Genomic DNA, 23,484 nt, shown 5'->3' with positions numbered 1-23,484 from the left:
CGAGACCAGCGGTGCGCAGCGCACCGGGCCCGGAGAGTCGAGGATCCATGATGAGCAGCGAACACACCGCCGGCGCGGGAACGGCACCGGGCGGCGGGCCCGCCGGGCCGCGCACCGGCGAACCCCTTCCGGCGGGTCTGCTGGACGACGGTGAACGCCTCAGCCGCGCGGAGCTGGAGGAGCTCCAGCTCGACCGGCTCCGGTCCACCCTGCGGCACGCCTACGAGAACGTGGAGCTGTACCGCACCCGGTTCGACGAAGCCGGTGTGCGCCCCGACGACTGCCGCTCGCTCCGCGATCTGTCCCGGTTCCCCTTCACCACCAAGGCCGATCTGCGGGACACCTATCCGTTCGGGATGTTCGCCGTTCCGATGGCGGACGTACGGCGGGTCCACGCTTCCAGCGGCACCACCGGCCTCCCGACCGTGGTGGGGTACACCGAGAACGACCTCTCCATGTGGGCGGACGTCATCGCCCGGTCCATCCGCGCCGCGGGCGGCCGTCCCGGCCACAAGGTGCACATCTCCTACGGCTACGGCCTCTTCACCGGCGGCCTCGGCGCGCACTACGGCGCCGAGCGGGCCGGCTGCACCGTGATCCCCGCCTCCGGCGGAATGACCGCACGCCAGGTCCGGATCATCCAGGACTTCCGCCCCGAGATCATCATGATCACCCCGTCCTACATGCTCACCCTGCTCGACGAGTTCGAGAAGCAGGGCGTGGACCCCCGCAGCAGCTCCCTGGAGGTGGGCATCTTCGGTGCGGAGCCCTGGACCGAGGAGATGCGCCGCGAGATCGAGGAGCGCGCGGGCATCCACGCCGTCGACATCTACGGCCTCTCCGAGGTGATCGGGCCGGGGGTCGCCCAGGAATGCGTGGAGACCAAGGACGGACTGCACGTATGGGAGGACCACTTCTACCCCGAGGTGGTCGACCCGCTCAGCGGTGACGTCCTGCCGGACGGCGAGGAGGGCGAGCTCGTCTTCACCTCGCTGACGAAGGAGGCGCTGCCGGTCGTCCGCTACCGCACCCGCGATCTGACCCGGCTGCTGCCCGGCACCGCAAGGCCCGCCTTCCGCCGGATCCGGAAGATCACCGGCCGTTGCGACGACATGATCATCCTGCGCGGGGTGAACGTCTTCCCCAGCCAGGTCGAGGAGATCGTGCTGCGGGTGCCGGGGGTGTCGCCCCACTTCCGGATCGAGCTGACCCGGCGCGGCCGGATGGACCATATGACCGTCCTGGTCGAGGCCCGGCCGGAGAGCGGGGAACAGCAGCGGGAGGCGGCCGCGCTGGCGATCGGGCGCGGAGTCAAGGACGGAGTGGGGGTCACGGTTGAGGTCCGGGTCGTGGACCCCGAGAGTCTGGAACGGTCGGTCGGCAAGATCCGCAGGGTCAAGGACCTCCGCGGTACGTGACCCGTCCGTCCGGGCCCGGCACCGCACCGGGCCCGGACGGGTCGGGCCCCACTCCCCCGCCCGCCGCGGAGGCGGGTCGCACCGGATATCCGACGGCCCGGACCGCCCGCGTCCGGACCCTGCAGAATGAGGTGAAAGGCGAAGGAGGCAGACATGCCACCGGTCACGGGGACCCGGGAACGGGACGACCACTTCGAGCGGCTCGTCTCCGAAGCGTTCGCCCCGTTGCGCATCCGCGGCGACGAGACGCCGGGCGGCGGCAGCGGCGGTTCCTGCGGCACTCTGCGCAGCGCACGGCCGGGCGAGGTGCTGATCACCCGGATCACCGGCGGCCCGTGCACCGTGCAGCGCCCTCCGTCGCTCATCGGCTCGGGAGACCGGCAGCTGCTGAAGGTGGCGCTCCACGGCTCCGGACGCGCGGGGGTCGAGCAGGACGGGCGGCAGTGTCTGGTGGCCCCCGGGGATCTGGTGGTCTACGAGACGGCCCGCCCGTACGAACTCCGCTTCTGGGATCCCTTCGACCTCATCGTGCTGGGCATCCCCCGGATCCTGCTGGGGCCGCACACGGATCCGCTCGCCGGCCGTACCGCGTCGGCGGTGCCGACCGACGGCGGCGGGCGGCGACTGGCGGCGGCGCTGCTCAGGGAGACGGCGGACGAACTGCCCGCCTGTTCCGGCAGCGGGGGCCCGCATCTGGCCGACGCCCTCGTCTCCCTGGTGCTGTCGGCTCTGGCCGAACAGCCCGTCGCCCTGCGCCCGTCGGACGATCTCGCCGAGCGCATCCTCACCCACTGCCTCGGCCGGCTCTCCGACCCGCGTCTCTCCCCGGAGTCGGTGGCCCGTGCGCACCACATCTCGGTGCGCTATCTGCACAAGGTCCTGCAGCGGCGTGGCGTATCACTCGCCTCCTGGGTCAGGAGCCGCCGGCTGGAGCGGATCCGCCGCGATCTGGCGGACCCCGCGCTCGTGGACCGCAGCGTCTCCGTGATCGCCGCCGGCTGGGGGTATCTCGACGCGGCCCATCTCAGCCGCGCCCTGCGGGCCGAGTACGGCCAAAGTGCGGTCGAGATCCGCGCCGAGGCCGTCAGGGCGGTGCGGGGTCCCGGTCTCCACCGGGACCCCGCACCGCCCTGACGGCGTTCCCGCGCGCCTACCGGGCCGGGTCCTCATGGGTGGCGTAGGCGTCGTACTCCGGATCCGCGAGCATGGCGTGCAGTTGCCGCCGCCGGACACCGATGTTGCCGCCGTCGAAGAGCGGGTAGGCGAGCGCGTCCTGAAGGATCTCGGCGAGCGGGCTCTCATGGCTGTAGCTCTCCATGCCGACGACGCGCATCAGGTCGGTGACGACCCGTACCGCCGTCTCCGAACCGAAGACCTTCGCATGGAGGGCGAGCTCGGCCGCCGCGGGGCTCCCGGTGTCCAGTGCGTGACAGGCCCGCCAGGACAGACAGCGCACCGCTTCCATCGCGGACTTCGCGTCCGCGAGGGCGTACCCCACGGCCTGGTGGTCGATGATCGGCACCGCTCCCGCCCGCCGCTCGCGCTTGGCGAAGCCCAGCGCGAAGTCGAACGCCGCGCGCATCTTGGCCAGGGCGAACACACCGACCAGCGCCGCCGTGGGCACGAAGCTGCCCGCTACGACCGCCCGCCCGGCACCCGGTACCCCGAGGACATTGCCGCGCGGCACACGGACATCGCGCAGGGTGATCGTGGGCGTCTGGTGGGCCCGGTGGCCGAGCAGGTCGAGGCTGTTGTCGAGGGTGAGCCCGGCGACCGGGCCGGGCACCAGAATGACGGAGAGCGCTTCGCCGGGCGCGGCCGTCGTGCTCGTACGGCACACCACGGCGAGCAGATCCGGCCCCTGGCCGTCCCAGCCACCGGCGCTCGACACCCAGCGCTTGGAGCCGTTGATCACCCACTCGCCGGTGCGCTCGTCGAGGACGGCGGTGGTACGGACGCCTTCGGCGGGTGCGGGCGCGTCGTAGTTGGCGATGCCGCCGGGCTCGCTGAAGGCGAAGGCCGCGAGCGGTGCGCCCGCCGGTTCCAGGAACCGGCCGAAGTGCTCCTTGAGCTGTTCCGGGCTCCCCGCGGCCATCAGCGGGGTCAGACCGAGGGTGACGGCGAACAGGGTGAGGGACACATTCGCGTCGACGGCGACGAACTCCTCCGCCACCAGTGCGAGGTCGACCATGCCCCGGCCCTCGCCGCCGAGCGGTTCGGGCAGGATGCGCCGCAGCCAGCCCTCCGCGACGGCCTGCTCGTAGACCGGCCGGGTCGCCTGCCAGCGCTCCTCGGGATCGGTCAGCAGCCGGGTGGCGGGGCCGACCCCGCTCAGGGACCGCCGGGCGAAATCGCGGGCCCGGGCGCGCAGGACGAGCTGTTCGGGGGTGAGGGTGAAGTCGATGGCCATGCGGGGGCTCCTCGCTGGTACGCCCCATATGGTGCTCCGGCACCGGTGGGGCGGGGGTTCTGGTCCGAAGGCGGTGGGGAGGAACCGGTCCCGGCGGCGCCGGGGCCTCCCCACGGCCCGCCGCCGGGACCGGACGGGTGTCCCGGCCGGGTCGTGCTCCGTCAGATGTGGCTGGTCCAGATGCTCTTGACCTCGGTGTATGCCGTGATCGCCTCCCAGCCCATCTCACGGCCGATACCGGAGGACTTGGTGCCGCCCCAGGCCGCCGCCGCGTCCAGGCCCTGCATCATGTTGATCCAGACCGTGCCGGCCTTCACCCGGCGGGCGAGCCGGTTGGCGGTGGCGATGTCCCGGGACCAGATCGACGCCGCGAGTCCGTACTCGGAGTCGTTGGCGAGGCCTACGAGCTCCTCGGGGTCCTCGTAGGGCATCACCGCCAGCACCGGGCCGAAGATCTCCTCGCGGGCGATCCGCATGTCCTGTCCGACCCCGGCGAAGACGGTCGGCTCGTGGAAGAACCCCGCGGACAGTTCACCGCCGGGCCGGCCGCCGCCGGTCAGCAGCTCGGCGCCCTCCTCGCGGCCGACGGCCACATAGCGGGCGGTCTGCTCGACCTGTTCGGCGGAGACCAGCGGACCGAGGTGGGTGTCGGGGTGGAGCCCGTCACCGAGCCGGAGCGAACCGGCCGCCCCCGCCAGTTTCTCCGCGAACTCGTCGTGCCGCTTGCCGTCCACGTAGAAGCGGGTGTACGCGGCGCAGACCTGGCCCGAGTTGAGGAGCCCGCCCAGCAGGTTGCCCTGGACCGCGGCGTCGATATCGGCGTCCGCGGTGATGATGCTGGGTGCCTTGCCGCCCAGCTCCAGCGACACCTTCTTCAGGGTCCGGCCGCACTCCGCGCCGATCTCCCGGCCCACGGCGGTGGAACCGGTGAAGGAGATCTTCTTCACCGACGGATGGCGCACCAGCGCACGGCCGGTCTCCGGGCCGCCGGTGACGACATTGACGACACCGGCCGGGACCCCTGCCTCCGCCATCAGCTCGGCGAGCCGCAGGGTGGACAGCGGGGTCTGCTCGGCGGGCTTGATGACCACGGTGTTCCCGGTGGCGAGGGCGGGCGCGAGCTTCCACACCAGGATCATCAGCGGGAAGTTCCACGGGGTGATCAACCCGCAGACGCCCAGGGGTTCGCGTACCGTCCGGTGGTCGGCGTCGGGGACGGACAGCGGCGAGGACACTCCGGTGATCTTGGTGACCCAGCCCGCGTAGTAGCGGAAGTGTTCGATCGCGTTGGGCACCGAGAACCCGGCGCTCACAGCGAGCGGCTGCCCCTGGTCCAGGGTCTCCAGCCGGGCCAGTTCGTCCGCGTGCTCCTCCAGCAGGTCGGCCACGCGCAGGAGCAGCCTCGCCCGGGCCGCCGGGAGCAGTCCGCCCCACTCGGGCGAGCGGAAGGCGACGGCCGCGGCCCGTACGGCTGCGTCGACGTCCGCCTCGGTGGCGTCGGGCAGTTCGGCGATGACCTCGCCGGTGGCCGGGTTGAAGGTGGGGAAGGTGGAACCGCTGCCTGCGGTCCACTCGCCGCCGATCAGCATGTCGGTGCGCATGGCTGTCGCTCCTCCGGAGGGGGTGTGGACGGTTGTCGGACGAATCGGGCACGGAAGAGCGGGGTGCGGAGGACCGGGGTACGGGAGCAGTTGTGCCGGCGGCCCTGCACGGCGCCTTCGCTCTGGCCGGAATCTAGGCCGGTCAGGGGCGGCTGGTTCGCCACCGGGCGCACGGGAGGTCACCCGTGAGCGCACACTCCGCGGCGGGGTGCGGGACCGGCCCCGCGATTACGGCGGCCTTCCGGGAGACCGCAGCCTTGCGCCGCTTCGCCCGTTTCACCCGCTTTGCTGATGCAGGGTCCCGTACGGGGCCCTACGGGGCTGTACGGGGCCGTCGGGACGAGGAGCGGCAACCTAGACTGCCCCGATGGCAAAGTACTTCGACGTGCACCCCGAGAACCCCCAGCGACGGACCATCGTCGGTCTGGCCGAGAGCATCCGTTCCGGTGCGCTCATCGCGTATCCCACGGACTCCTGCTACGCGCTCGGCTGTCAGCTGGGCAGTCGCGACGGGATCGGCCGCATCCGGTCGATCCGTGATCTCGACGAGCGGCACCACTTCACCCTGGTCTGCCAGAACTTCGCGCAGCTCGGCCAGTTCGTCCATATCGACAACGACGTCTTCCGCGCGATCAAGGCGGCCACGCCGGGCAGCTACACCTTCATCCTGCCCGCGACGAAGGAGGTGCCGCGTCAGCTGCTGCACCCGAAGAAGAAGACGGTCGGGGTCCGCATCCCCGATCACACCGTCGCCCAGGCCCTCCTCGCCGAACTCGGTGAGCCCCTGCTCTCCAGCACGCTGCTGCTGCCCGACGAGAAGGAGCCGCTGACCCAGGGCTGGGAGATCAAGGAACGCCTCGACCATGTCGTCGACGCCGTGGTCGATTCGGGTGACTGCGGTACGGAGCCGACCACGGTCATCGACTTCTCCGGCGGTGAGCCGGAGATCGTACGCAGGGGAGCGGGCGACACCGCCCGGTTCGAGTAGCGGACCGGAGCGGGCCCCGGCGCCGGTCCGGGGCCCGGCAGGTCAGAGCAGCGCCGGGGCGTGGAAAGCGCCGAGGCCGGAGGTGAGGTCCCGGTCCAGCCAGTAGCGGCGCGGTTCGGCGAGCATCACGCCGACGCCGACGCCGAGGATGCCGGGGATGGCGGCCAGTTCGTGGTCGACGAAGTGCGCCACGGCGGAGCGGTCGGTGACCAGGCCGGTGGCGAGGACGGAGAGGTCGCTGGCGACATGGGCGACGAGCCGGGTCTGCGGTAGCTGGTCGATGCGGCGCATCACATCGGGGGTCTCCCCCGGGGCCACGCGCAGCCGGAGCATAAAGGGCGTCTCGAAGCCGAGCCACTCCGACACGATCTCCAGCCGCGGCTTCACCCATCCCTCGTCGAGGACCCGGCGGACCACGCGGTGCGCGGTGGAGGTGGCCATTCCCACGGCGCGGGCGATGCTCGCTGCGGAGGCACGGCCGTCCTGGAGGAGCAGGGCGACCACGGCCCGCTCGGCGTCGCTGAGCGGTTTGGCGGGGGGCATCGCCGTCGCGGTCGCGGTGCCCTCGGGCCGCGAGCCGACGAGTTCCAGCAGGGCGTCGCGTTCGGCGTCGGTGAGGAACCGGGGGTCCCAGGTGATGCCCCGGCGCAGGGTGCTGAGGGCGGGCAGGGCGTTGACGCGGCGGACCCCGGGGACGGAGAACATCCGGTCGATCGCCTGGCTGGTGGCGGCCTCGGAGGGGGCGTGGACGACCGCGTAGAGGGGGTAGTCGCCGGAGATCTGCGCCAGAAGCTGCAGGTGGGGGAGGTCGCGGAGGCGGTGGAGGACGGCGAGCGGGGTCTCGCCGCTGATGTCCAGGAAGACATGGACCGGCATCGACGTGGAGTGGACGCCCCAGTCGGCCTGCCCGATGACGCGGATCATCCGGGCCTCGTACAGCCGGTCGTAGCGCCGTTTGAGCGTGCTGGCGTCGGCGGCCAGGATCCCGCCGATGTCGTCCCAGGTGGCCCGGGGGTCCAGGTGCAGCGCGCCGATGAGACGTCGGTCCAGCTCGTCCAGCAGAGGGCGGGTCATGGAGCCTTACCTTAGCTCGCCAGTTAATCCCACTGTTACCTAGAAAGCCTGGAGAATCTCTCACTTAGATGCCATCGTACGCAGGAAACTCCACTACCTGCACGAAGAGGTCCTATGAGCGTCACCTCCGCCGAGCCCAGGCCGGCCGAGCCGGAGTCGAGAGCCCTGCGCATCGCCTTCCGGGGTTTCGCGGCGATCGAGAAGGTCGGCAACAAACTCCCCCACCCGTTCTGGCTGTTCTGGATGCTCGCGGGGGTCGTCGCCGTCCTCAGCGCCGTACTGGCGGCCGTCGACGTCTCCGCCGTACACCCCGGCAAGGGCGAGACCATCACGGTCAAGAGCCTGCTCAGCCATGAGGGCCTCACCATGGCCATCGAGGGGGCCGTCGACAACTTCGCGGCCTTCCCGCCGCTGGCCACCATCCTCACCGTGATGTTCGGCATCGTGATCGCCGAGAAGAGCGGACTCTTCGCCACCCTGCTGCGCCGCATGGTCGAGCGGGTGCCCGGGAAGTACCTCACCTTCGCCCTCTCGCTGACGGCGATGGTCAGCCATGTCGCGGGCGACGCCGCCTACTTCACCCTCGTCCCGATCGGTGCGCTGATCTTCCGCGCCGCGGGCCGCAGCCCGGTCCTCGGCTGCATCGTGGCGTACGTCTCCATCTCCGCCGGGTACAACGCCTCCCCGTCGCTCACCACCACCGACGTCCTGCTGTCGGGGATCTCCACCGCCGCCGCGCAGACCATCGACGCCGACTACGTGGTCACCCCCGTGGGCAACTACTTCTTCGGCATCGGCTCTTCGGTCCTGGTCGCCCTGGTGATCACCCTGGTCGTCGACAAGGTGATCGCGCGCCGCTCCGACCTGGAGCCCGACGAGCCGGTGGCCGCGCCGAGCGCCGCCGAGCGGGAGGCCATCGAGGTCACCGAGGTCCAGCGCCGCGCGCTGCGCGCCACGGGACTGGTCGCCCTCGGCTTCGCCGTCCTCCTGGTGGCGGCCATGACTCCCGTCTCGTCCCCGCTGCGCGGTGAGGGCGGCGGGATCGTCAACTCCCCGGTGATCGGCGGCATGGCGCTGGTGCTGGGCCTGTTCTTCGCCGTGGTCGGAACCGTCTACGGACGGATGACCGGCACCTTCACCGCTTCCCGCGACATCATCGCCGCGATGGTCGACGGCACCAAGTCGATGGCGCCGATCCTCGTCCTCTTCTTCGCCATCTCCCAGTTCCTCGCCTACTTCAAGTGGACGAACATCGGCGACATCCTCGCCGTCAAGGGCGCCGAGACCCTGCGCGCCCTGGACCTGGAGGGCTGGACGGTGCTGGTCGGCATCGCCGTGCTCATCACCATCATGAACCTCGTCATCACCAGCGGTTCCGCGCTCTGGGCCCTGGCCGCGCCGGTGCTCGTCCCGATGCTGATGCTCATCGGCATCGAGCCCGAGACCACCCAGGCCGTGTACCGGGTCGCGGACTCCGTCACCAACTGCGTCACCCCGATGAGCCCGTACTTCGTGATGGCCCTGGGCTTCATCCAGCAGTACCGCAAATCCGCGGGGATCGGGACCCTGGCCTCGTTCACCATCCCGATCGCGGCCGTCGTCTGGGTGGCCTGGATGGCGTTCTTCGTCATCTGGTACCTGCTGAAGATCCCCTTCGGCATCAGCTGACCGCGCCTCCTCCCCTTCCCGCTCCCCTTCCCCTTTTCTTTCCGGCGGGCAACCCCCGCCCCGTACGAGAGAACAGCACATGACCGCAGTGCCCACAGCCGGACTCTCCGCCCGCGCCCACGAAGCGGCGGCGGAGATCGTCGCCGACATCATGTCCCTCGTCCGCTGCGAGACCGGCAGCCGCGATCTGCCCGGCCTCGCCGCGGGCCTGGACCTCCTGCGCGAGCTGGCCGTCCGCCGGCTCGGGCCGCCCGACCGCGAACAGCGCTACCCCGGCGGCGAGTACGGCGACACCCTCACGCTGACCTACCGCGGCACCGGCGCCGGGCACATCGCGCTCGTCGGCCACTACGACACCGTGTGGCCGACCGGCACCCTCGCCGGATGGCAGCAGCCCGAGCCGTCCGGCGACGGGCGCGCGAAACTGAGCGGGCCGGGCATCTTCGACATGAAGACCGGGCTGGTCCAGGCGGTCTGGGCGCTGAAGCTCGCGGCGGAGGAGGGCGTGCCCGTCCCGGACGTCACGTTCCTCTTCAACGGCGACGAGGAGATCGGCTCCCTCTCCTCCCGGCCGGTGATCGAAGAGGTCGCCCGGGGGGTCGATGCCACCCTGGTGCTGGAGCCCAGCGCCCACGGCGCGGTCAAGACCTCCCGCAAGGGCTCCGCGATCTTCCGGGTCACGGCCACCGGAATCGAGGCCCACGCCGGGCTCGCCCCCCAGGACGGGGCGAGCGCGATCACCGCGCTGTCGGAGTTCGTGGTCGCGGCGGCGGGCATCGCCGCCCCCGACCGGGGCACCACGATCAACACCGGCCTCGTCGAGGGCGGCTCCGCCACCAACGTCGTCGCCGGACGGGCCACCGCGAGCATCGACATCCGCATCAGCAGCGCTGCCGAACAGGCCAGGGTCGACGCCGCGTTCGACGCCGTCCGGATCAGCGATCCGCGGGTCCGTATCGACATCGAACGCGACTGGAACCGGCCGCCGATGACCCTCAACGCCGCGTCCGCGCCCCTGCTCGACCTCGCCCGCGAGGTCGCCCGCGACCAGGGCCGCGGCGAACTCCCCGACACCGCGGTCGGCGGCGCCAGCGACGCCAACTTCGTCGCCGCCCTCGGTCTGCCCGTCCTGTGCGGCATGGGCGCCGTCGGCGACGGCGCCCATGCGCAGGGAGAGTTCATCTACCCCGACACCGTGCCCGCCCAGACCGCGCTGGTCGCGGGCATGCTGCGCAGACTGGCGGCGCCCCTGCCGGGACCGGCGAAGGACTGACACACGACATCACGACATCACGACATAACGGCCTAACGGCCCGCCGGACGCCTGTCCGGCGGGCCGCTGCCGTTTCCGGCGGCGGCCCGGAACCACGCCCCCCGTCCGCCGGAGAGCTGCGGACCGCCGCTCCGGGACGAGGACCGGAGGGTACGCCCCCGTCGACTCACCCGAACGGGCGCCGTGGTCCCCCTGCCCACCCGGTGGCAAGCGCCCCGGCCGGCCGCACCCGGCCGGCCGACGTACGGCGGGGTATCCGGGCGGAGCCGGTGGACCGGTGGAGTGACCGTCGACAGGGCCGCACCCGCACCGGGCAGGAATCAGCGCATCCGTACCGGGGCACTCGACCGAAGAACTGGTGTACAGGTGAACATCAGGGAGACAGGGGTGTGCATGCTGGGACTGCGGCCCGCCGACGCCGATGCGGTCGGAACGGCGGACGGCCCGCTCACCGCCCGTGATGCGGCCCGTGCCGTCGAGACCGAGCTGGGGCGCGTCCTCGACGAGGCGCTGCGGCGGGCCCTCGATACGGATCCGGTCTTCGCCCGTGACATCGCCGGCCGCGTCGTATCGCTGGTGCTCCGCGGCGGGAAGCGGCTGCGCGCCGCGTTCGCCTGGTGCGGCTGGCGGGCCGCCGGCGGTTCGGGGGACTTCACTCCGGTCCTGCGCACGGGCGCGGCCCTCGAACTCCTCCAGGCAGGCGCGCTGATCCACGACGATGTGATGGACGGATCGCCCCTGCGCCGCGGCGCCCCGGCGGTCCACGTGGAACTCTCCCGACTGCACGGGGCCGCGCGGATGGCGGGCTCGTCCGCGGCCTTCGGGACCTCGGCGGCCGTACTCGCCGGTGATCTCGCCCTGGCCTGGGCGGACGACCTGCTCACCGAGACCGCGCTCGGCTCACCGTACGGCCCGCAACTGCACCGCGAGTGGCGGGCCGTACGGGAGGAGATGGTCGCCGGACAGTACCGGGACCTCCATGCGCAGGCGACCGGGGCGTCCGGTGTCGACGAGGCGGTGACCGTGGCCACCCTCAAAAGCGCCCTGTACACGGTGGAGCGCCCGCTGGCCCTGGGCGCGTCCCTGGCCGGAGCCGACGCCCCCGTCCGGGACGCCCTGTGCGCCGCCGGGCGGTGTGCCGGGCTCGCCTTCCAGCTCCGCGACGACCTCATCGGCGCCTTCGGCGATCCGGCCCTGACGGGCAAGCCCGCGGACGACGACCTGCGGACGCGCAAGCTCACCTATCTGCTCGCCGTCGGCTCCCGGCTCGCCGAAACCTCCGGCGACCGGGAAGCGTCGGACGCACTCGCCCCCGGGGCGCCCCGCGCGTCCGACGAGGACGTGCGCCGGATGCGCGCGGCGCTGGAGCGCACCGGGGCGCGGGCCGCCGTCGATGCGAAGATCACGGAGCTGGCCGTGACGAGCCTGGGCCACTTCGACCGGACCGGTGCGGATCCCGTCGTACGGCGGGAGTTCACGGCCCTGGTCGAGCGGGCGTGCGGTGTCGCGCCGCAGCGGACCGGGGAGGCGGCATGAGGACGGTACCCGGAGCCACCGATCACGTGGTCGTGGTGGGCGCCGGCCTGGCCGGTCTCTCCTGTGCCCTGCATCTGCTGGGCGCGGGCCGCCGGGTGACGGTCGTCGAGCGGGACGATACGCCGGGCGGCCGGGCGGGCCGCGTCCGTCTCGGCGGCTACGAGATCGACACCGGCCCGACGGTGTTGACCATGCCGCAACTGGCCGACGAGGCGTTCGCCGCCGTCGGCGACAGCCTCGACCGGCATGTCGAGCTGACGGCCCTGCACCCGGCCTACCGCGCGCGTTTCGCGGACGGCACATCCCTCGACGTCCACACCGGGGGCGAGGCGATGGAGGACGAGGTCAGACGGTTCGCGGGACCGGCGGAGGCAGCCGGCTACCGTGCGCTGCGGCAGTGGCTGGAGCGGCTGTACCGGGCCCAGATGCACCGGTTCATCGACACCAACTTCGATTCGCCCTTCGCTCTGCTGCACCCGGATCTGGCCCGGCTGGCGGCGCTGGGCGGGTTCGGCCGGCTGGACCGGCGGATCGGCCGCTATCTGACCGATCCTCGTCTGCGCCGCGTCTTCTCCTTCCAGTCCCTGTACGCCGGTGTCGCCCCGGCCAGGGCCCTCGCGGCCTACGCCGTGATCGCCTACATGGACACGGTGGCGGGTGTCTGGTTCCCGAAGGGCGGGATGCACGCACTGCCCCGCGGGATGGCCGGCGCGGCGGAGCGGGCGGGCGCCCGGTTCCACTGGTCGGCCGAGGTGACCGGGCTGGAACGGTCGGGCGACCGGGTCCGTGCCGTACGGCTGGCCTCGGGCGAACGGATCGCCTGCGACGCCGTGGTGCTGACGTGCGAGCTGCCCGCCGCGTACGGCCTCCTGGGGCGCGCCCCGAAGCGCCCAGTGCGGCTGCGCCACTCCCCTTCGGCCGTCGTCCTGCACGCGGGAACCGACCGCACCTGGCCGGATCTCGCCCATCACACCCTGTCGTTCGGCGCCGCCTGGGAGGGCACGTTCGACGAACTCACCCGTTCGGGGCGGCTGATGAGCGACCCCTCGCTGCTGATCACCCGACCGACGGCACACGACCCCGGCCTGGCGCCGCCCGGCCGGCATCTGCACTACGTGCTGGCGCCCTGTCCGAACACCGACGTGGGTCCCTCCGCCGCCCAGTGGCGCGATCTGGGGCCGCGCTACCGCGACAGCCTGATCGCCGAGCTGGAGCGCCGGGGGCTCGACGGATTCGCGGCCGGAATCCAGGAGGAGCTGCTGGTGACCCCCGCGGACTGGACGGCGCAGGGGCATACCGCGGGCAGCCCCTTCTCGGTCTCCCACACCTTCGCCCAGACCGGCCCGTTCCGCCCGCGCAACCTGGTGCGCGGGGTGGAGAACGTCGTCCTGGCGGGCTGCGGCACCACTCCCGGCGTCGGGGTGCCGACGGTGCTCGTCAGCGGCAAGCTCGCGGCCGCCCGGGTGACCGGCGGGGCCCCGGGGGGCCGCCGCCCGCAGAAGGGTCCCGCACCGCACGGCGCGCGGATCCCCGCACCGTCCGCGAAAGGCGCCCATGACCCGTCGTGAACTGAATGCCGCGGGTGTCACCGGCCCCGGCCTGCGCGCCGCCTACGCCGAATGCCGCAGGCTCAACGCCCGCCACGGCAGGAGCTACTTCCTCGCGACCCGGCTGCTGCCGGTCGAGCGCCGGTCCGCCGTGCATGCCCTGTACGGCTTCGCCCGCTGGGCCGACGACATCGTGGACGACCTCGACCGGCGCCGTACCCCGGTGGAACGCGACCGGCTGCTGCGGTGTCTGGAGAGCGACCTCGCGCACGGGCTGCGCACCGGCGGCGGCGAGGAACCGGTGGTCAGGGCCGTCGCGGACACCGCCGAACGGTACGGCATCGAGCACACGCTGTTCACGGACTTCCTGGCCTCGATGCGCAGCGACCTCCACATCACGGACTATCCGACCTATGCCGATCTGAGGGCCTATATGCACGGCTCGGCTGCGGTGATCGGACTGCAGATGCTGCCGGTCCTCGGCACGGTCGTGGACCGTGAGGAGGCGGCACCGCACGCGGCGGCCCTGGGGGTCGCCTTCCAGCTCACCAACTTCCTGCGGGACGTGGGCGAGGACCTGGACCGGGGCCGCGTGTATCTGCCGGCGGATCTGCTCGCCGCGCACGGTGTGGACCGGCCGCTGCTGGAGTGGAGCCGCCGGACGGGCCGCGCCGACCCGCGGATCCGCTCGGCCCTCGTCGCCGCGGAGGCCCTGACGAGGAAGGTGTACGGAGAGGCGGAACCCGGCATCGCGATGCTCGACCCGCGGACACGCCCCTGCATCCGTACCGCGTTCACCCTCTACGGCGGCATCCTCGACGCGATCGCGGACCAGGGGTACGCGGTCCTCCACCGCCGTGCGGCGGTGTCCCGGCGGCGGCGGGCGGCCGTGGCGGCCACCGGGCTGCTGCAGATCGCCCGCGCCCGCCGGTCCACCGGCACCGGGCACCGGCCGGACCGCGCCGACGGTGCCAACCGTGTGATCCGTGCAGACCGTGCCGAACTCCAGGGGAAGGGGCCCGCGACATGACCCGCCGAGGGAGCCGGGGCGGCTGGACGGCCCCTCTGCGGCTGCGGCGCAGACCGGACTGGGCGGCCCAGACGGCGACCTGGCGCGAGGCCCGCCCGTCGGTGATCGCCGACGCGCTCAAACGGGCCTCGGCACGGCCCTCGGGCAATTGGTTCGTCGTCGGCGCCTCCCGCGCGGTCCGTGCGGGAGGCCGCCCCTACGGCAGAACGGTGGGCGGTGCCGAGGTCGTCCTGTGGCGGTCGGACGGCGGCGAGCTGCACGCGGGTCCCGGCAGCTGTCCGCACCTCGGTGCGCCCCTGCGGGAGAGCCGGGTGGTGTGCGGGACGCTGGTCTGCCACTGGCACGGGCTGGCCCTGGACGGCCGGGCGTTCGCCGGATGGGAGCCGTATCCGGTGCACGACGACGGTGTGCTGGTGTGGGTCCGGCTGGACGCGGTCGGCGGCGAGGAGCCCACGGAGCGTCCCGCGGTGCCGGTGCGTCCGGAGGCGGGCACGGGCGTGGACGCCGTCTTCACGGCCGTCGGCCGGTGCGAGCCGGAGGACGTGGTCGCCAACCGGCTCGACCCGTGGCACGGCTCGTGGTTCCACCCCTATGCGTTCACGGATCTTACGGTGGCCCGGCCGCCGCGGGGCGAGGACGACGACGCCTTCGTCGTGGAGGTGTCGTTCCGGGTGACCGGGCGTCTGGTGGTGCCCGTCCGGGCGGAGTTCACCGCCCCAGGCCCCCGGACGGTGGTCATGCGCATCACGGAGGGCGAGGGGGCGTCGTCGGTGGTGGAGACCCATGCGACGCCCTTGACCGAGGAGTCGGCGGTACGGCCGCGTACCGCGGTGGTCGAAGCGGTCGTCGCCGCGTCCGGACGGCGCGGCTTCGCCCTGGCGCGGGCCGCGGCGCCCGTGCTCCGTCCGCTGATGCGCCGGACGGCCGGGCGGCTGTGGCACGACGATCTGGCCTACGCGGAGCGCCGGTGGGAGCTGCGCAGCACGGGGCGGTTCCCGGGGTGAGCAGACCGGGCGGGGGGCGCCCCCGCCCGGTGCCGGATCGGGCCGGGAACCCCGCGGGGAGTTACCGGCCGGCCAGTCCGCCGAGTGCCCGCAGGGTGCGTGAACGGCCGGTCCGGGGAACGGTCCAGAGCGTCTGCCCGCGAACGCCCCATCCGGCGAGCAGGGTTCCGGCCGCCAGGAATCCCGTGGTGGCCGCGCGTTCCATCAGGGCCACCGGGAGGTCGCAGCGGATCGCGTCCCCGGCGAGGGTCACCGCCGGATCCGGGGTGGACACGCCGGGCCGCCGGGCGTGGGAACCGATCGGGAAGAGCGGGCAGTCGGAGCGCCATTCGTGCCGGGCGTCCACCACCCGTGCTTCCCGTGTCTCCGGGTACACCCGGTGCAGGCTCTCCACGAGACGGTTCTGCACCTGCTCCGGTGCGGCGCCCGCGGGGACGGCGTACGCGTGCAGTTCCACCACCGCGCCGCCGCTGCGGGCGGCCCAGCGGGCGGCCTCCCCTTCGTAGCGGTCGAGGACGCTGATGTTGTCGAGGCCGTCGTAGCCGCTGGTGCCGAGGAAGCCGGGCCGGTCGGGGCGTACCGGCCGGTCCAGCCAGAGCCGGGAGACGAGGAAGGGCGGCGCCGTCCTGAGTGCGTCGATGCGGTCGCGCCAGACGGGGGTGCCGAGACCGGGCGATGCGGCGACCAGCCCGCGCAGCGCGCCGGGGTCGAGGGCCAGCACGGCGCCGTCGTACCGGTCCGTGCCGTGGTCCGTCCGTACGGCCACTCCCCCGCCGTCTGCGGTACGGACGGGTTGGACGCGGCGCACCGGGGTGCCGGTGCGGAGGTCCGCTCCGAGCCGCCGGAGGTAGTCGCCGAGGGGCTCCCACAGCGCTTGGGGGAAGGGCTCGGTGGGCACGTCGAACAGCAGGCCTTCGGCGGAGCCGAGGAAGTAGATGTGGAACATCAGCAGGAGTTCCGCCGCGGACAGTTCGCGGGGGTCGGCGAAGAAGCTGCGCGAGAACACCTCGAACGCCAGATGGTGTGCGGCCGCGGGGAACCGGACGCGGTCGAGGAACGCGGTCGCGCTCATACCGTCGAAGCGTTCGTAGACCTCGGGCACCCGGACGTCGAGGAGCGGCAGCGCCGCGCGGGCGTCCATGCCCGCGAGGTCGCGCCAGCCGAAGCTCGGGCTGAGGGCGACGAATCCGAGCGCGCTGAACGGCGGTGTCCGCGGCACCCGGGCGAAACTGTCGGTCATTCCGCCGCTGTGCCGCAGCGGATAGTCGGGGAGGGCCCGGAGGCGGTCGAGACCGGGGTCGGTCCGCCGCAACAGGCCGCGCAGGTTGTAGTACTGGCGGAAGAAGGCGTGGAAGCCGCGGCTCATGGTCACCCGCGATCCGTCGGAGAGACGGGTGCTGCGGCCCGCGAGACGTCCGCCGAGGGACTCCTCCCGTTCGTAGAGGGTGACCCGGGCGCCCCGTTCGGCCAGCAGGGTGGCGGCGGCCAGGCCCGCGATGCCTCCGCCCGCCACGGCGACGGCGGGTGCGTCGTCCGGCGCGAAGCGTTCCCGGCCCCGTAGCGGGATCATGATTTCGGCCCTGCGGTCGCGGCCCCGCCGGGCCGTCTGCCGGGCCGTCTGCCGTGACATCTGCCGTGACATCTGCCGGGGGCTGCTCACCGGGCGCCCTCCGGATACGGGGCGGCGGCGTTGCGGGCCAGGAAGGTGTGCACGATCCCGGTCTGCCAGCCCGCGACGGGAGCGGTGCGCACGCCCGTGAACCCCGCGCCCGCCAGCCGTGCGGCAAAGGCCGGGGCGGTGTCGAAGTCGAGGACGCTGCGCCACAGGTGCCGGTAGAGGGCGCGGTCCCCGGCGAGGGTGCCAGCGGGGATGATCAGGCCGTGGCATACGGCGGTCCACAGGGCGCGGTGGAAACCGGAGCCGCTGAGGCTGTACTCGTGGACGGCGAGCCGGCCCTCCGGCCGCAGGAGGGAGCGGACGGTCGCGAGGACGCCGTCCGGGTCGGTGACGTTGCGGAACAGATAGGCGGCGAAGACGGCGTCGTACGGTTCGTCGGCGGTGGTCGCCGCTTCCTCCGCGGTCAGATGCCGGAAGCGCACCCGGGCGGACCACGGTTTGGCCAGCGCGTGCCGCAGCATCCCCGGCGAGGCGTCGACGGCCGTGATCCGGGCCCGTGGCGCGGCCCGGACGAGGGCTTCGGTGGAGGCGCCGGTGCCGCAGCCGAGGTCCAGCAGATGCAGACCGGCACCGTCCCGGGGCAGCCGGAGGCGGCGCGCCGAACGCAGGAGGTCGGTGCGGTAGCCGGGGTTGAGGGCCGTGAGTCGGTCGTAGGTGTGCGCGGCGTGGTCGAAGGCGCGTGCCAGGTCGTGGTCGCGCAGGAGTGTCATCGGTCGCGTTCTCCGGGGTGCGGGGCGAAGGGTGAACGGCGTGGCAGGAAGGGCAGTTCGAGGGCGGTACGGAGCATGGCGCGGACGGGGGTCCGCAGGCCGATGCTCCACTCCTCCCGGGGCGAGGTGCCGCCGTCGAGGAAGCGCAGCAGGCGTTCCGGCGGGACGCGGCGGAACAGGGCGGTGAAGAAGTCGGGGCCGTTGATCCGTCCGGTGTCCAGGGCGCGCAGCAGGACGGCGTCCATGGCGAGGGCGCGCCGCCCGTGCGGCGGGGGTACGGCCGCGCGGCCGGTGCGGAGGGAGGCGGCGACGGCCCGGCTCTGCCGCTGTACGGCGGCGAAGGTGTATCCGGTCGCCGGGCGGGTCGCCCCGCCCGCGGTTCCGATCCGGAAGACGGAGGGTCCCGTCCGGCGTTCGAAGCGGGCGTCGGTCATGGGGATGGCGCCCTGCTCGACGGATTCGACGGTGTACGAGCCGAGCGCCAGGACGTCGCGGCTGTAGTGGGTCAGTGCCGCGTCGTAGGCCGCGGGGGTCAGCGGGGTCCGTGAGAACTCGGTGTACTCGACGAGGGCCCGGTCCGGTGCCAGGGGCAGTACGTAGCCGAAGGCGAGCCCATGGGCCGGCTGCGGGACGCGGAAGTCCATCAGATCGGCGACCTCGGGGTCGAACCGGTCCGTGTCGGTGTGCACGAACCAGCCGCGGAAGTGCTGGACGAGCCGGGTCCTGGCCGGTGGCAGGGGGCGCCTGGGGCGGGAGTCGAAGACGTACCGGGCAGGGAGCGACAGGGTGCGGCCGTCGGGCGTCGTGCAGCGTACCTCCGCGCCGTCGGCCGTCCGGTGCACGGTGTCAGCGGTGGCCCGCAGGACGCGTACGCCGGGGGAACGGGCGAGCCGGGAGTGCACGAGCCGTTCGAAGTCCGCGGAGCGGAGCATGCGGTACGTCAGCGGGGCTGGGTCCACGGTGATCGCATGGCCGTCGGTGCCGTGGACGCGGAGCCGGGACCAGGAGGCGGTGACCGCTTCGTCGAACTCGTCGAAGTCACCGGGGCGCCGGGCCCAGTAGCACCAGGTCCGTTCGGGTGGCCGCAGCGGGCCTTCGGGGGCGTCGACGAGGGTGACGGACGGATGTCCGGACGCGGCCAGCCGGTGGGCGAGGCCGAGTCCGGCGGCGCCGCCGCCGACGATGACCACGTCGTCCGGGGGTCCGGGGGTGCGGGGCTCCCGGCTCATCGGGGGCGCCGCCGGGCGGCCGGGGTCACGGTCGGGGCCGTGCACGGCGGTTCGGCTGCCGTGCGGTGCGGACCGGCGACGGCTGCCGCGCCGTCGCGGGGTCCGCTCCTCGCCGGGGTCGACGCGGCCGGGCCGTTGTGGTTCACCGTCGGCTCCTCAGGGCGGGGGCGGCTCATCGGCCTTGCCTCTTCATCGTCTCTTCCGCACGGCGCCGGTCCGTGGATGCGGTGCCGGACGATTTCCGTCCGGCTCTCCGGCCGGGGACGGGTCCCCCGGCGGCGCGGTGAGGGCCCGGCCCTCGGACGGAGGAACCGTACGGACACGGCATTCACCAGAGCACGTTCCCGTGGCCGATGCCAGGCACCACCACGTGCGCGTACCCGGGAGGGGGTGTCATCTCACCTGGACACGGCCGATCGGACGGCGGCCACGGCCTCCGCAAGACCGGGCGGGTGCGGCAGGTCCGGCAGGGTCTGTCCGGCCCAGCCGGGGCCCAGCGTCAGGACGACCGGCCTGCGGCGGGCGCCCCGGACGCCCCATTCGATCGCGGAGACGTGCTGCGCGAGCGGCCGGCTGGCGGTGGTACGCGACTGTGCCCAGAGCCCCACGACGGCCGGTCCGGTCCTCCGCACGGCGGCCACAAGGGAGTCGACGGGGAGCGCGCCGCCGAACATGCGTACCGGAAGACCCTGTTCGGCCAGGGCTGCGGCCAGTACTTCGAGCGGGAGGGTGTGGTTCTCGGCCGGTGCGCAGGCGAGCACCGTGGTGGCACCGGCGCGATCGGCCACGGCCGGTGGCGCATGGCGCCGCAGCGCGCCGGACACGTGCCAGGACAGGAAGTGCTCCACCTCCACGTACCGCTGTCCGGAGTTCTCCCATCTGCGGCCGACAGCCTGCAGCGTCGGCATGATCACTTCCGTCCAGGCGGTGACCAGGCCGTGTTCTTCGATCGCGGTGTCCAGCAGCCGGTCGAGGGCGACGGTGTCGAGGCGCAGGGCCGCTCGGGTGACTCCCTTGCACTCCTGGCGTACGTCTCCGGGGCGGGGGTCCGCTCCGGTGCCCCTGCGGGCGGGGGTCGCCGGCCGGGGGATCCGGGCGGTGCTCTCGCGGGCCGGGGGCGGGGCCGGTTCCGGTCCGTCGAGGGCCAGGCGGGCGGCTTCGGCGGGCGGAAGCCCGGTCGCGGTCAGCGCGCACATGCGTTCCAGCAGCGCCAGATCCTCCGCGGTCCAGCGGCGGTGGCGGCCACCGGTGTGCGCGGCGGGGCCGAGACCGTAGCGGCGGTCCCATGAGCGGACCGTCGTCGGCGCGACTCCCAGGCGCCTCGCCACCTCGCCGGTCGTCAGCCTCCCGCCGGCCCGTCCGGCGGCTCCGCCGTCGCCTTCGGTCACGTCCACGCCTCAGCTTACGACGCACAAACGACGCATGTTGTGTGCATCGGATCTTCTTGACCAGACTCCACCGGACGACAGGGCCGAGACCCGAACACCGTCGCCTTCCCGGTCCGCCTTCCGCGGCGGCCTTCCGGCGCAGACGGCACAGACGGCACAGACGGCAGGAGGAACACGTCATGCCCACCGAGACCCGACCCGCCGACGTCCGGCCCCCGGCCTTGGGGGAGTTCCGCTGCGAGGACGAGCTCGCCCGTGGTCTGCTCGCCGCGGACGAGTACGCCTTCGCCGCCGTCTACCGGCGTTGGGGCTCCCTCGTCCATGCGATGGCGACCCGTTCGCTCGGTGATACGCACGAGGCCGAGGACGTGACCCAGCAGGTGTTCCTGGGGGCCTGGCGGGGGCGGGAGGGCTACCGCTCGGAGCGGGGTCCGCTCGGCGGGTGGCTCGTCGGTATCACCCGCCGCAAGATCATCGACGCTCTGACGGCCCGGACGAGGCGTCTGACCCTGATCGACACCGTGGCCCACGACGCCGACGGGCGGCACCGGGAGGGCACACCGGACGAGGTACTCGACCGGGTGCTCGTCGCGGGCGAGCTGTCCCGGCTGCCGCGTGGGCAGCGCGAGGTGCTCTGCCTCGCTTTCTTCGAGGATCTGACCCAGGCTCAGATCGCGGAGCGCACCGGGCTGCCGCTGGGCACCGTGAAGAGCCACGCGCGGCGTGGTCTGCACCGGCTCCGGGAGGGAATCGAGCACGGCCGTGCCGACGAGGCCGCTGCCTGAGGGCACTCGTGCCAGGGGTGCCGTCAGTGCCGTTTGAAGGCTCGGGCCGGTGTCTCGTCCCGGGTTCCGGCCAGCGGCGTGGTGCCGCGGGTGATGCCGTGGAGTCCGGGGAGGTCGCCCGCGAGGTGGGGTTCGTGGACCCGGGCCAGGGCGGTGAGGACCAGGGCGACGGCGACCGCCCCGGGATCGGGTACGCCTTCGGAGTGTCCGCCCGTGTAGCTGGCCCGGCCGCGGCGTGCGGTGAGGACGGCGGTGCCGTGGGCCCCGCCGATCGCGGCCAACGCGGCGTTGGTCACCGCGCGCCCCGATTCTGCGGGCGCGGTGGCGGCCAGTGCCTCGGCGGCGGGGGCGAGTGCGTCGACCAGGGTGCAGTCGCCGGGGCAGGCGCCGCCGATGGCGGTGATGCGGTTGAGCGCCCGGCGCAGCGCTCCGGCGAGTGCCGGAACGTCGGCGGTGGGGCGGTCGGCGCCGGGCGCGAGGGCGGTGAACAGCACGCCGAAGAGGGGGCCGCTGGAGCCGCCCACCCGGTCGCGGAAGGTTTCGGCGAGGGCGTTGGTGCCGGTGAGGCCCTGCTGGTCGGCCAGGCGGACGGCCGCGGCGACACCGCCGCAGAAGTTGTCGCCGAAGTCGCCGTCGCCGGTGGCCTGGTCGAGTTCCGTGAGGTCGGGGTGGGCGCGGAGGCAGATGCGGTGGAGTTCGTCGAGGAAGGCCCGGCTGCCCTCGGCCGGGACCGCCGCGCGGGCGGGCGCCGCGTCGGCGGCCGCGGGCGCCGCGGGCGGGATGAGGGTGGTGGCCGCAGCGGCGGCGGCTCCCGGCAGCCGCAGCGGGGTGTCCGTCGGGTGGTCCCACAGGCTCGCCCAGTCCGGTTCCAGTGCGGTGAGCGTGATGCTGAAACCGGCCATGTCGAGGGCGGCGACATAGGTTCCGGCGGCGAGTGCGTGGACGTGTACGCCCTGGGCGGTCAGATCCCGGTGGACCAGGGCGCTGATGGCGCGCAGCTCCAGTTCGCTGGTGCCGCCGAGACCGGATATCACGGCTATCACGCCCTGGGCGGTGCCGGGTACGGCGTCCAGCAGCCGGTGGAGCATCCGGGTGACGACGGCGCCGACCGGGCCGGGCCGGACGGTGTGCGCGGCGCGTTCGCCGTGGATGCCGATGCCGTAGTCGAGTTCGTCCGGGCGGAGCCGGAAAGCGGGCGCCCGCCCGACGGGCGAGGTGTGGGCCCGGGCGCAGACGGCGAGGCTGCGGGAGGCCCCGGCGACCCGGCCGCCGAGTTCGGCGAGGCCGTCGAGGTCGGCGCCGCGGTCGGCCAGGGCGCCCAGGAGCTTCTCCACCACGACGGCGGCTCCGGTGCCTCGGCGTCCCGTGGGCACGGCGTCGGTGGCGAGGTCGTCGTCGACGACGACCTCGGCCACGGGGATACCGGCGGACCGGAGCTGGTCGGCGGCGAGTCCGAAGTTGATCCGGTCGCCGGTGTAGTTCTTCACGATGTGCAGGACGCCGTCCCGGGGGCGGAGCGCGGCGGCGGCCCGGGAGGCGGCGGCGATCTGTGCGCTGCCGGGCGAGGTGAACACGGCCCCGGGGACGACGGCGTCCAGCCCGCCGCGGCCCAGCAGGCCCGTGTGCAGGGGTTCGTGGCCCGCACCGCCACCGGCGACCAGGGCCACCCGCCGCCGGCGTGCGGGGCGGGTGGCGAGGAGATAGAGCGGATCGGTGCACAGGCCGATCCCGGGGTGGGTGAGCGCGAGCCCTCGGCACGCCGTCAGAACAGCCTCGTCGTCGGGGAGGAAGTAGCTCATCGTGCCTCCAAACGGATGAGGGCGACGGCGGTGCGCCGCCTTCTGTCCACGCATGGGGAGAACCTCCGTTCGGCCGGGCGCGCCCGCTGCCGGTACCACCGTCCGGCCGCCCGTCCGCGCACCCCGGGAGGGCCGGGGGCCCGGGGCGGAAACCGGCGACGATGAGCACGATACCGACAGTCCGCGAAATGCGCAGACCCGTATTCATCCAACGATCAACAGAATCCGCCCGGAGTGATCACGATTGCTTCCGGCATTGCCTTCCGAGTGGCGGTGGAGACCCGTCCGGGACGACCGGCGGTCCGGGGCCGCAAAGCACCGCCGAAGAACCGCCGTTGAGAACCCC

18 protein-coding genes are annotated in these 23,484 nt (G+C 73.3%); 10 read left to right on the top strand and 8 right to left on the bottom strand.

The window, feature by feature from the left end; genetic code table 11:
• Positions 1-50: 50 nt before the first annotated feature.
• Positions 51-1,418, top strand: a complete 1,368-nt coding sequence (gene paaK / locus B7R87_RS30610) for a phenylacetate--CoA ligase PaaK (protein ID WP_006345129.1) — start codon at positions 51-53, stop codon at positions 1,416-1,418.
• 153 nt (positions 1,419-1,571) lie between these two features.
• Positions 1,572-2,552, top strand: a complete 981-nt coding sequence (locus tag B7R87_RS30605) for an AraC-like ligand-binding domain-containing protein (RefSeq protein ID WP_006345130.1) — start codon at positions 1,572-1,574, stop codon at positions 2,550-2,552.
• Between the two features lie 16 nt (positions 2,553-2,568).
• Here B7R87_RS30605 and B7R87_RS30600 read toward each other — a convergent pair whose 3' ends face one another.
• Complete coding sequence (locus B7R87_RS30600) at positions 2,569-3,828, bottom strand: acyl-CoA dehydrogenase family protein (RefSeq protein WP_006345131.1); 1,260 nt, start codon at positions 3,826-3,828, stop codon at positions 2,569-2,571.
• A 161-nt stretch (positions 3,829-3,989) separates the two neighbouring features.
• Entirely contained in the window at positions 3,990-5,429 is a 1,440-nt protein-coding gene (locus B7R87_RS30595) for an aldehyde dehydrogenase family protein (protein ID WP_006345132.1), read from the bottom strand.
• Between the two features lie 367 nt (positions 5,430-5,796).
• On the opposite strand from B7R87_RS30595, the gene B7R87_RS30590 reads away from it, so the two are divergent.
• Positions 5,797-6,417: an L-threonylcarbamoyladenylate synthase gene (locus tag B7R87_RS30590; protein WP_006345133.1), complete on the top strand. Its 621-nt coding sequence runs from the start codon at positions 5,797-5,799 to the stop codon at positions 6,415-6,417.
• Positions 6,418-6,459: 42 nt separating this feature from the next.
• On the opposite strand, the gene B7R87_RS30585 is transcribed toward B7R87_RS30590, so the two are convergent.
• Positions 6,460-7,491, bottom strand: coding sequence for an Lrp/AsnC family transcriptional regulator (locus B7R87_RS30585; RefSeq protein ID WP_006345134.1), 1,032 nt, complete (start codon positions 7,489-7,491; stop codon positions 6,460-6,462).
• 114 nt (positions 7,492-7,605) lie between these two features.
• Here B7R87_RS30585 and B7R87_RS30580 point away from each other — a divergent pair, with 114 nt between their 5' ends.
• The 6 genes from B7R87_RS30580 (at position 7,606) to B7R87_RS30555 (ending at position 15,549) form a co-directional block, all read left to right on the top strand.
• Positions 7,606-9,159 (top strand): AbgT family transporter, encoded by a 1,554-nt coding sequence (locus B7R87_RS30580; protein WP_006345135.1) that lies wholly within the window; start codon positions 7,606-7,608, stop codon positions 9,157-9,159.
• A 79-nt stretch (positions 9,160-9,238) separates the two neighbouring features.
• Positions 9,239-10,432 carry a M20 family metallopeptidase gene (locus B7R87_RS30575; protein WP_006345136.1) on the top strand — a complete coding sequence of 398 codons (1,194 nt, stop codon included), beginning with the start codon at positions 9,239-9,241 and terminating at the stop codon, positions 10,430-10,432.
• Between the two features lie 393 nt (positions 10,433-10,825).
• A complete protein-coding gene (locus tag B7R87_RS30570; RefSeq protein ID WP_006345137.1) occupies positions 10,826-11,968 on the top strand; it encodes a polyprenyl synthetase family protein in 1,143 nt (380 codons plus the stop codon).
• Positions 11,965-13,536 carry a phytoene desaturase gene (locus B7R87_RS30565; RefSeq protein WP_040913014.1) on the top strand — a complete coding sequence of 524 codons (1,572 nt, stop codon included), beginning with the start codon at positions 11,965-11,967 and terminating at the stop codon, positions 13,534-13,536. The genes B7R87_RS30570 and B7R87_RS30565 overlap by 4 nt, the downstream gene beginning before the upstream one ends.
• Complete coding sequence (locus tag B7R87_RS30560; RefSeq protein WP_006345139.1) at positions 13,523-14,545, top strand: phytoene/squalene synthase family protein; 1,023 nt, start codon at positions 13,523-13,525, stop codon at positions 14,543-14,545. The genes B7R87_RS30565 and B7R87_RS30560 overlap by 14 nt, the downstream gene beginning before the upstream one ends.
• On the top strand, positions 14,542-15,549 hold the full coding sequence (locus B7R87_RS30555) for a DUF5914 domain-containing protein (RefSeq protein WP_006345140.1): 1,008 nt from the start codon (positions 14,542-14,544) through the stop codon (positions 15,547-15,549). The genes B7R87_RS30560 and B7R87_RS30555 overlap by 4 nt, the downstream gene beginning before the upstream one ends.
• A gap of 61 nt (positions 15,550-15,610) precedes the next feature.
• Here the strand turns inward: B7R87_RS30555 and B7R87_RS30550 are convergent, their stop codons facing one another.
• The 4 genes from B7R87_RS30550 to B7R87_RS30535 form a co-directional block, all read right to left on the bottom strand.
• Positions 15,611-17,179 carry an FAD-dependent oxidoreductase gene (locus tag B7R87_RS30550; RefSeq protein ID WP_040913021.1) on the bottom strand — a complete coding sequence of 523 codons (1,569 nt, stop codon included), beginning with the start codon at positions 17,177-17,179 and terminating at the stop codon, positions 15,611-15,613.
• 26 nt (positions 17,180-17,205) lie between these two features.
• A complete protein-coding gene (locus B7R87_RS30545) occupies positions 17,206-17,937 on the bottom strand; it encodes a class I SAM-dependent methyltransferase (protein WP_006345142.1) in 732 nt (243 codons plus the stop codon).
• A complete protein-coding gene (locus B7R87_RS30540) occupies positions 17,934-19,166 on the bottom strand; it encodes an FAD-dependent oxidoreductase (protein WP_006345143.1) in 1,233 nt (410 codons plus the stop codon). The genes B7R87_RS30545 and B7R87_RS30540 overlap by 4 nt, the downstream gene beginning before the upstream one ends.
• 398 nt (positions 19,167-19,564) lie before the next feature.
• Complete coding sequence (locus tag B7R87_RS30535) at positions 19,565-20,560, bottom strand: MerR family transcriptional regulator (protein WP_130584784.1); 996 nt, start codon at positions 20,558-20,560, stop codon at positions 19,565-19,567.
• 173 nt (positions 20,561-20,733) lie between these two features.
• Here B7R87_RS30535 and B7R87_RS30530 point away from each other — a divergent pair, with 173 nt between their 5' ends.
• Positions 20,734-21,339 carry a sigma-70 family RNA polymerase sigma factor gene (locus tag B7R87_RS30530; RefSeq protein WP_006345145.1) on the top strand — a complete coding sequence of 202 codons (606 nt, stop codon included), beginning with the start codon at positions 20,734-20,736 and terminating at the stop codon, positions 21,337-21,339.
• Between the two features lie 23 nt (positions 21,340-21,362).
• On the opposite strand, the gene B7R87_RS30525 is transcribed toward B7R87_RS30530, so the two are convergent.
• Positions 21,363-23,138, bottom strand: a complete 1,776-nt coding sequence (locus B7R87_RS30525) for a dihydroxyacetone kinase subunit DhaK (protein ID WP_233168966.1) — start codon at positions 23,136-23,138, stop codon at positions 21,363-21,365.
• Between the last annotated feature and the right edge of the window lie 346 nt (positions 23,139-23,484).

Origin of the sequence: Streptomyces tsukubensis, assembly GCF_003932715.1 — a bacterium.
Lineage (GTDB): Bacteria > Actinomycetota > Actinomycetes > Streptomycetales > Streptomycetaceae > Streptomyces > Streptomyces tsukubensis.
The sequence above is the reverse complement of the archived record's forward strand: the minus strand, read 5'-3'. Positions and strand labels throughout refer to the sequence as shown.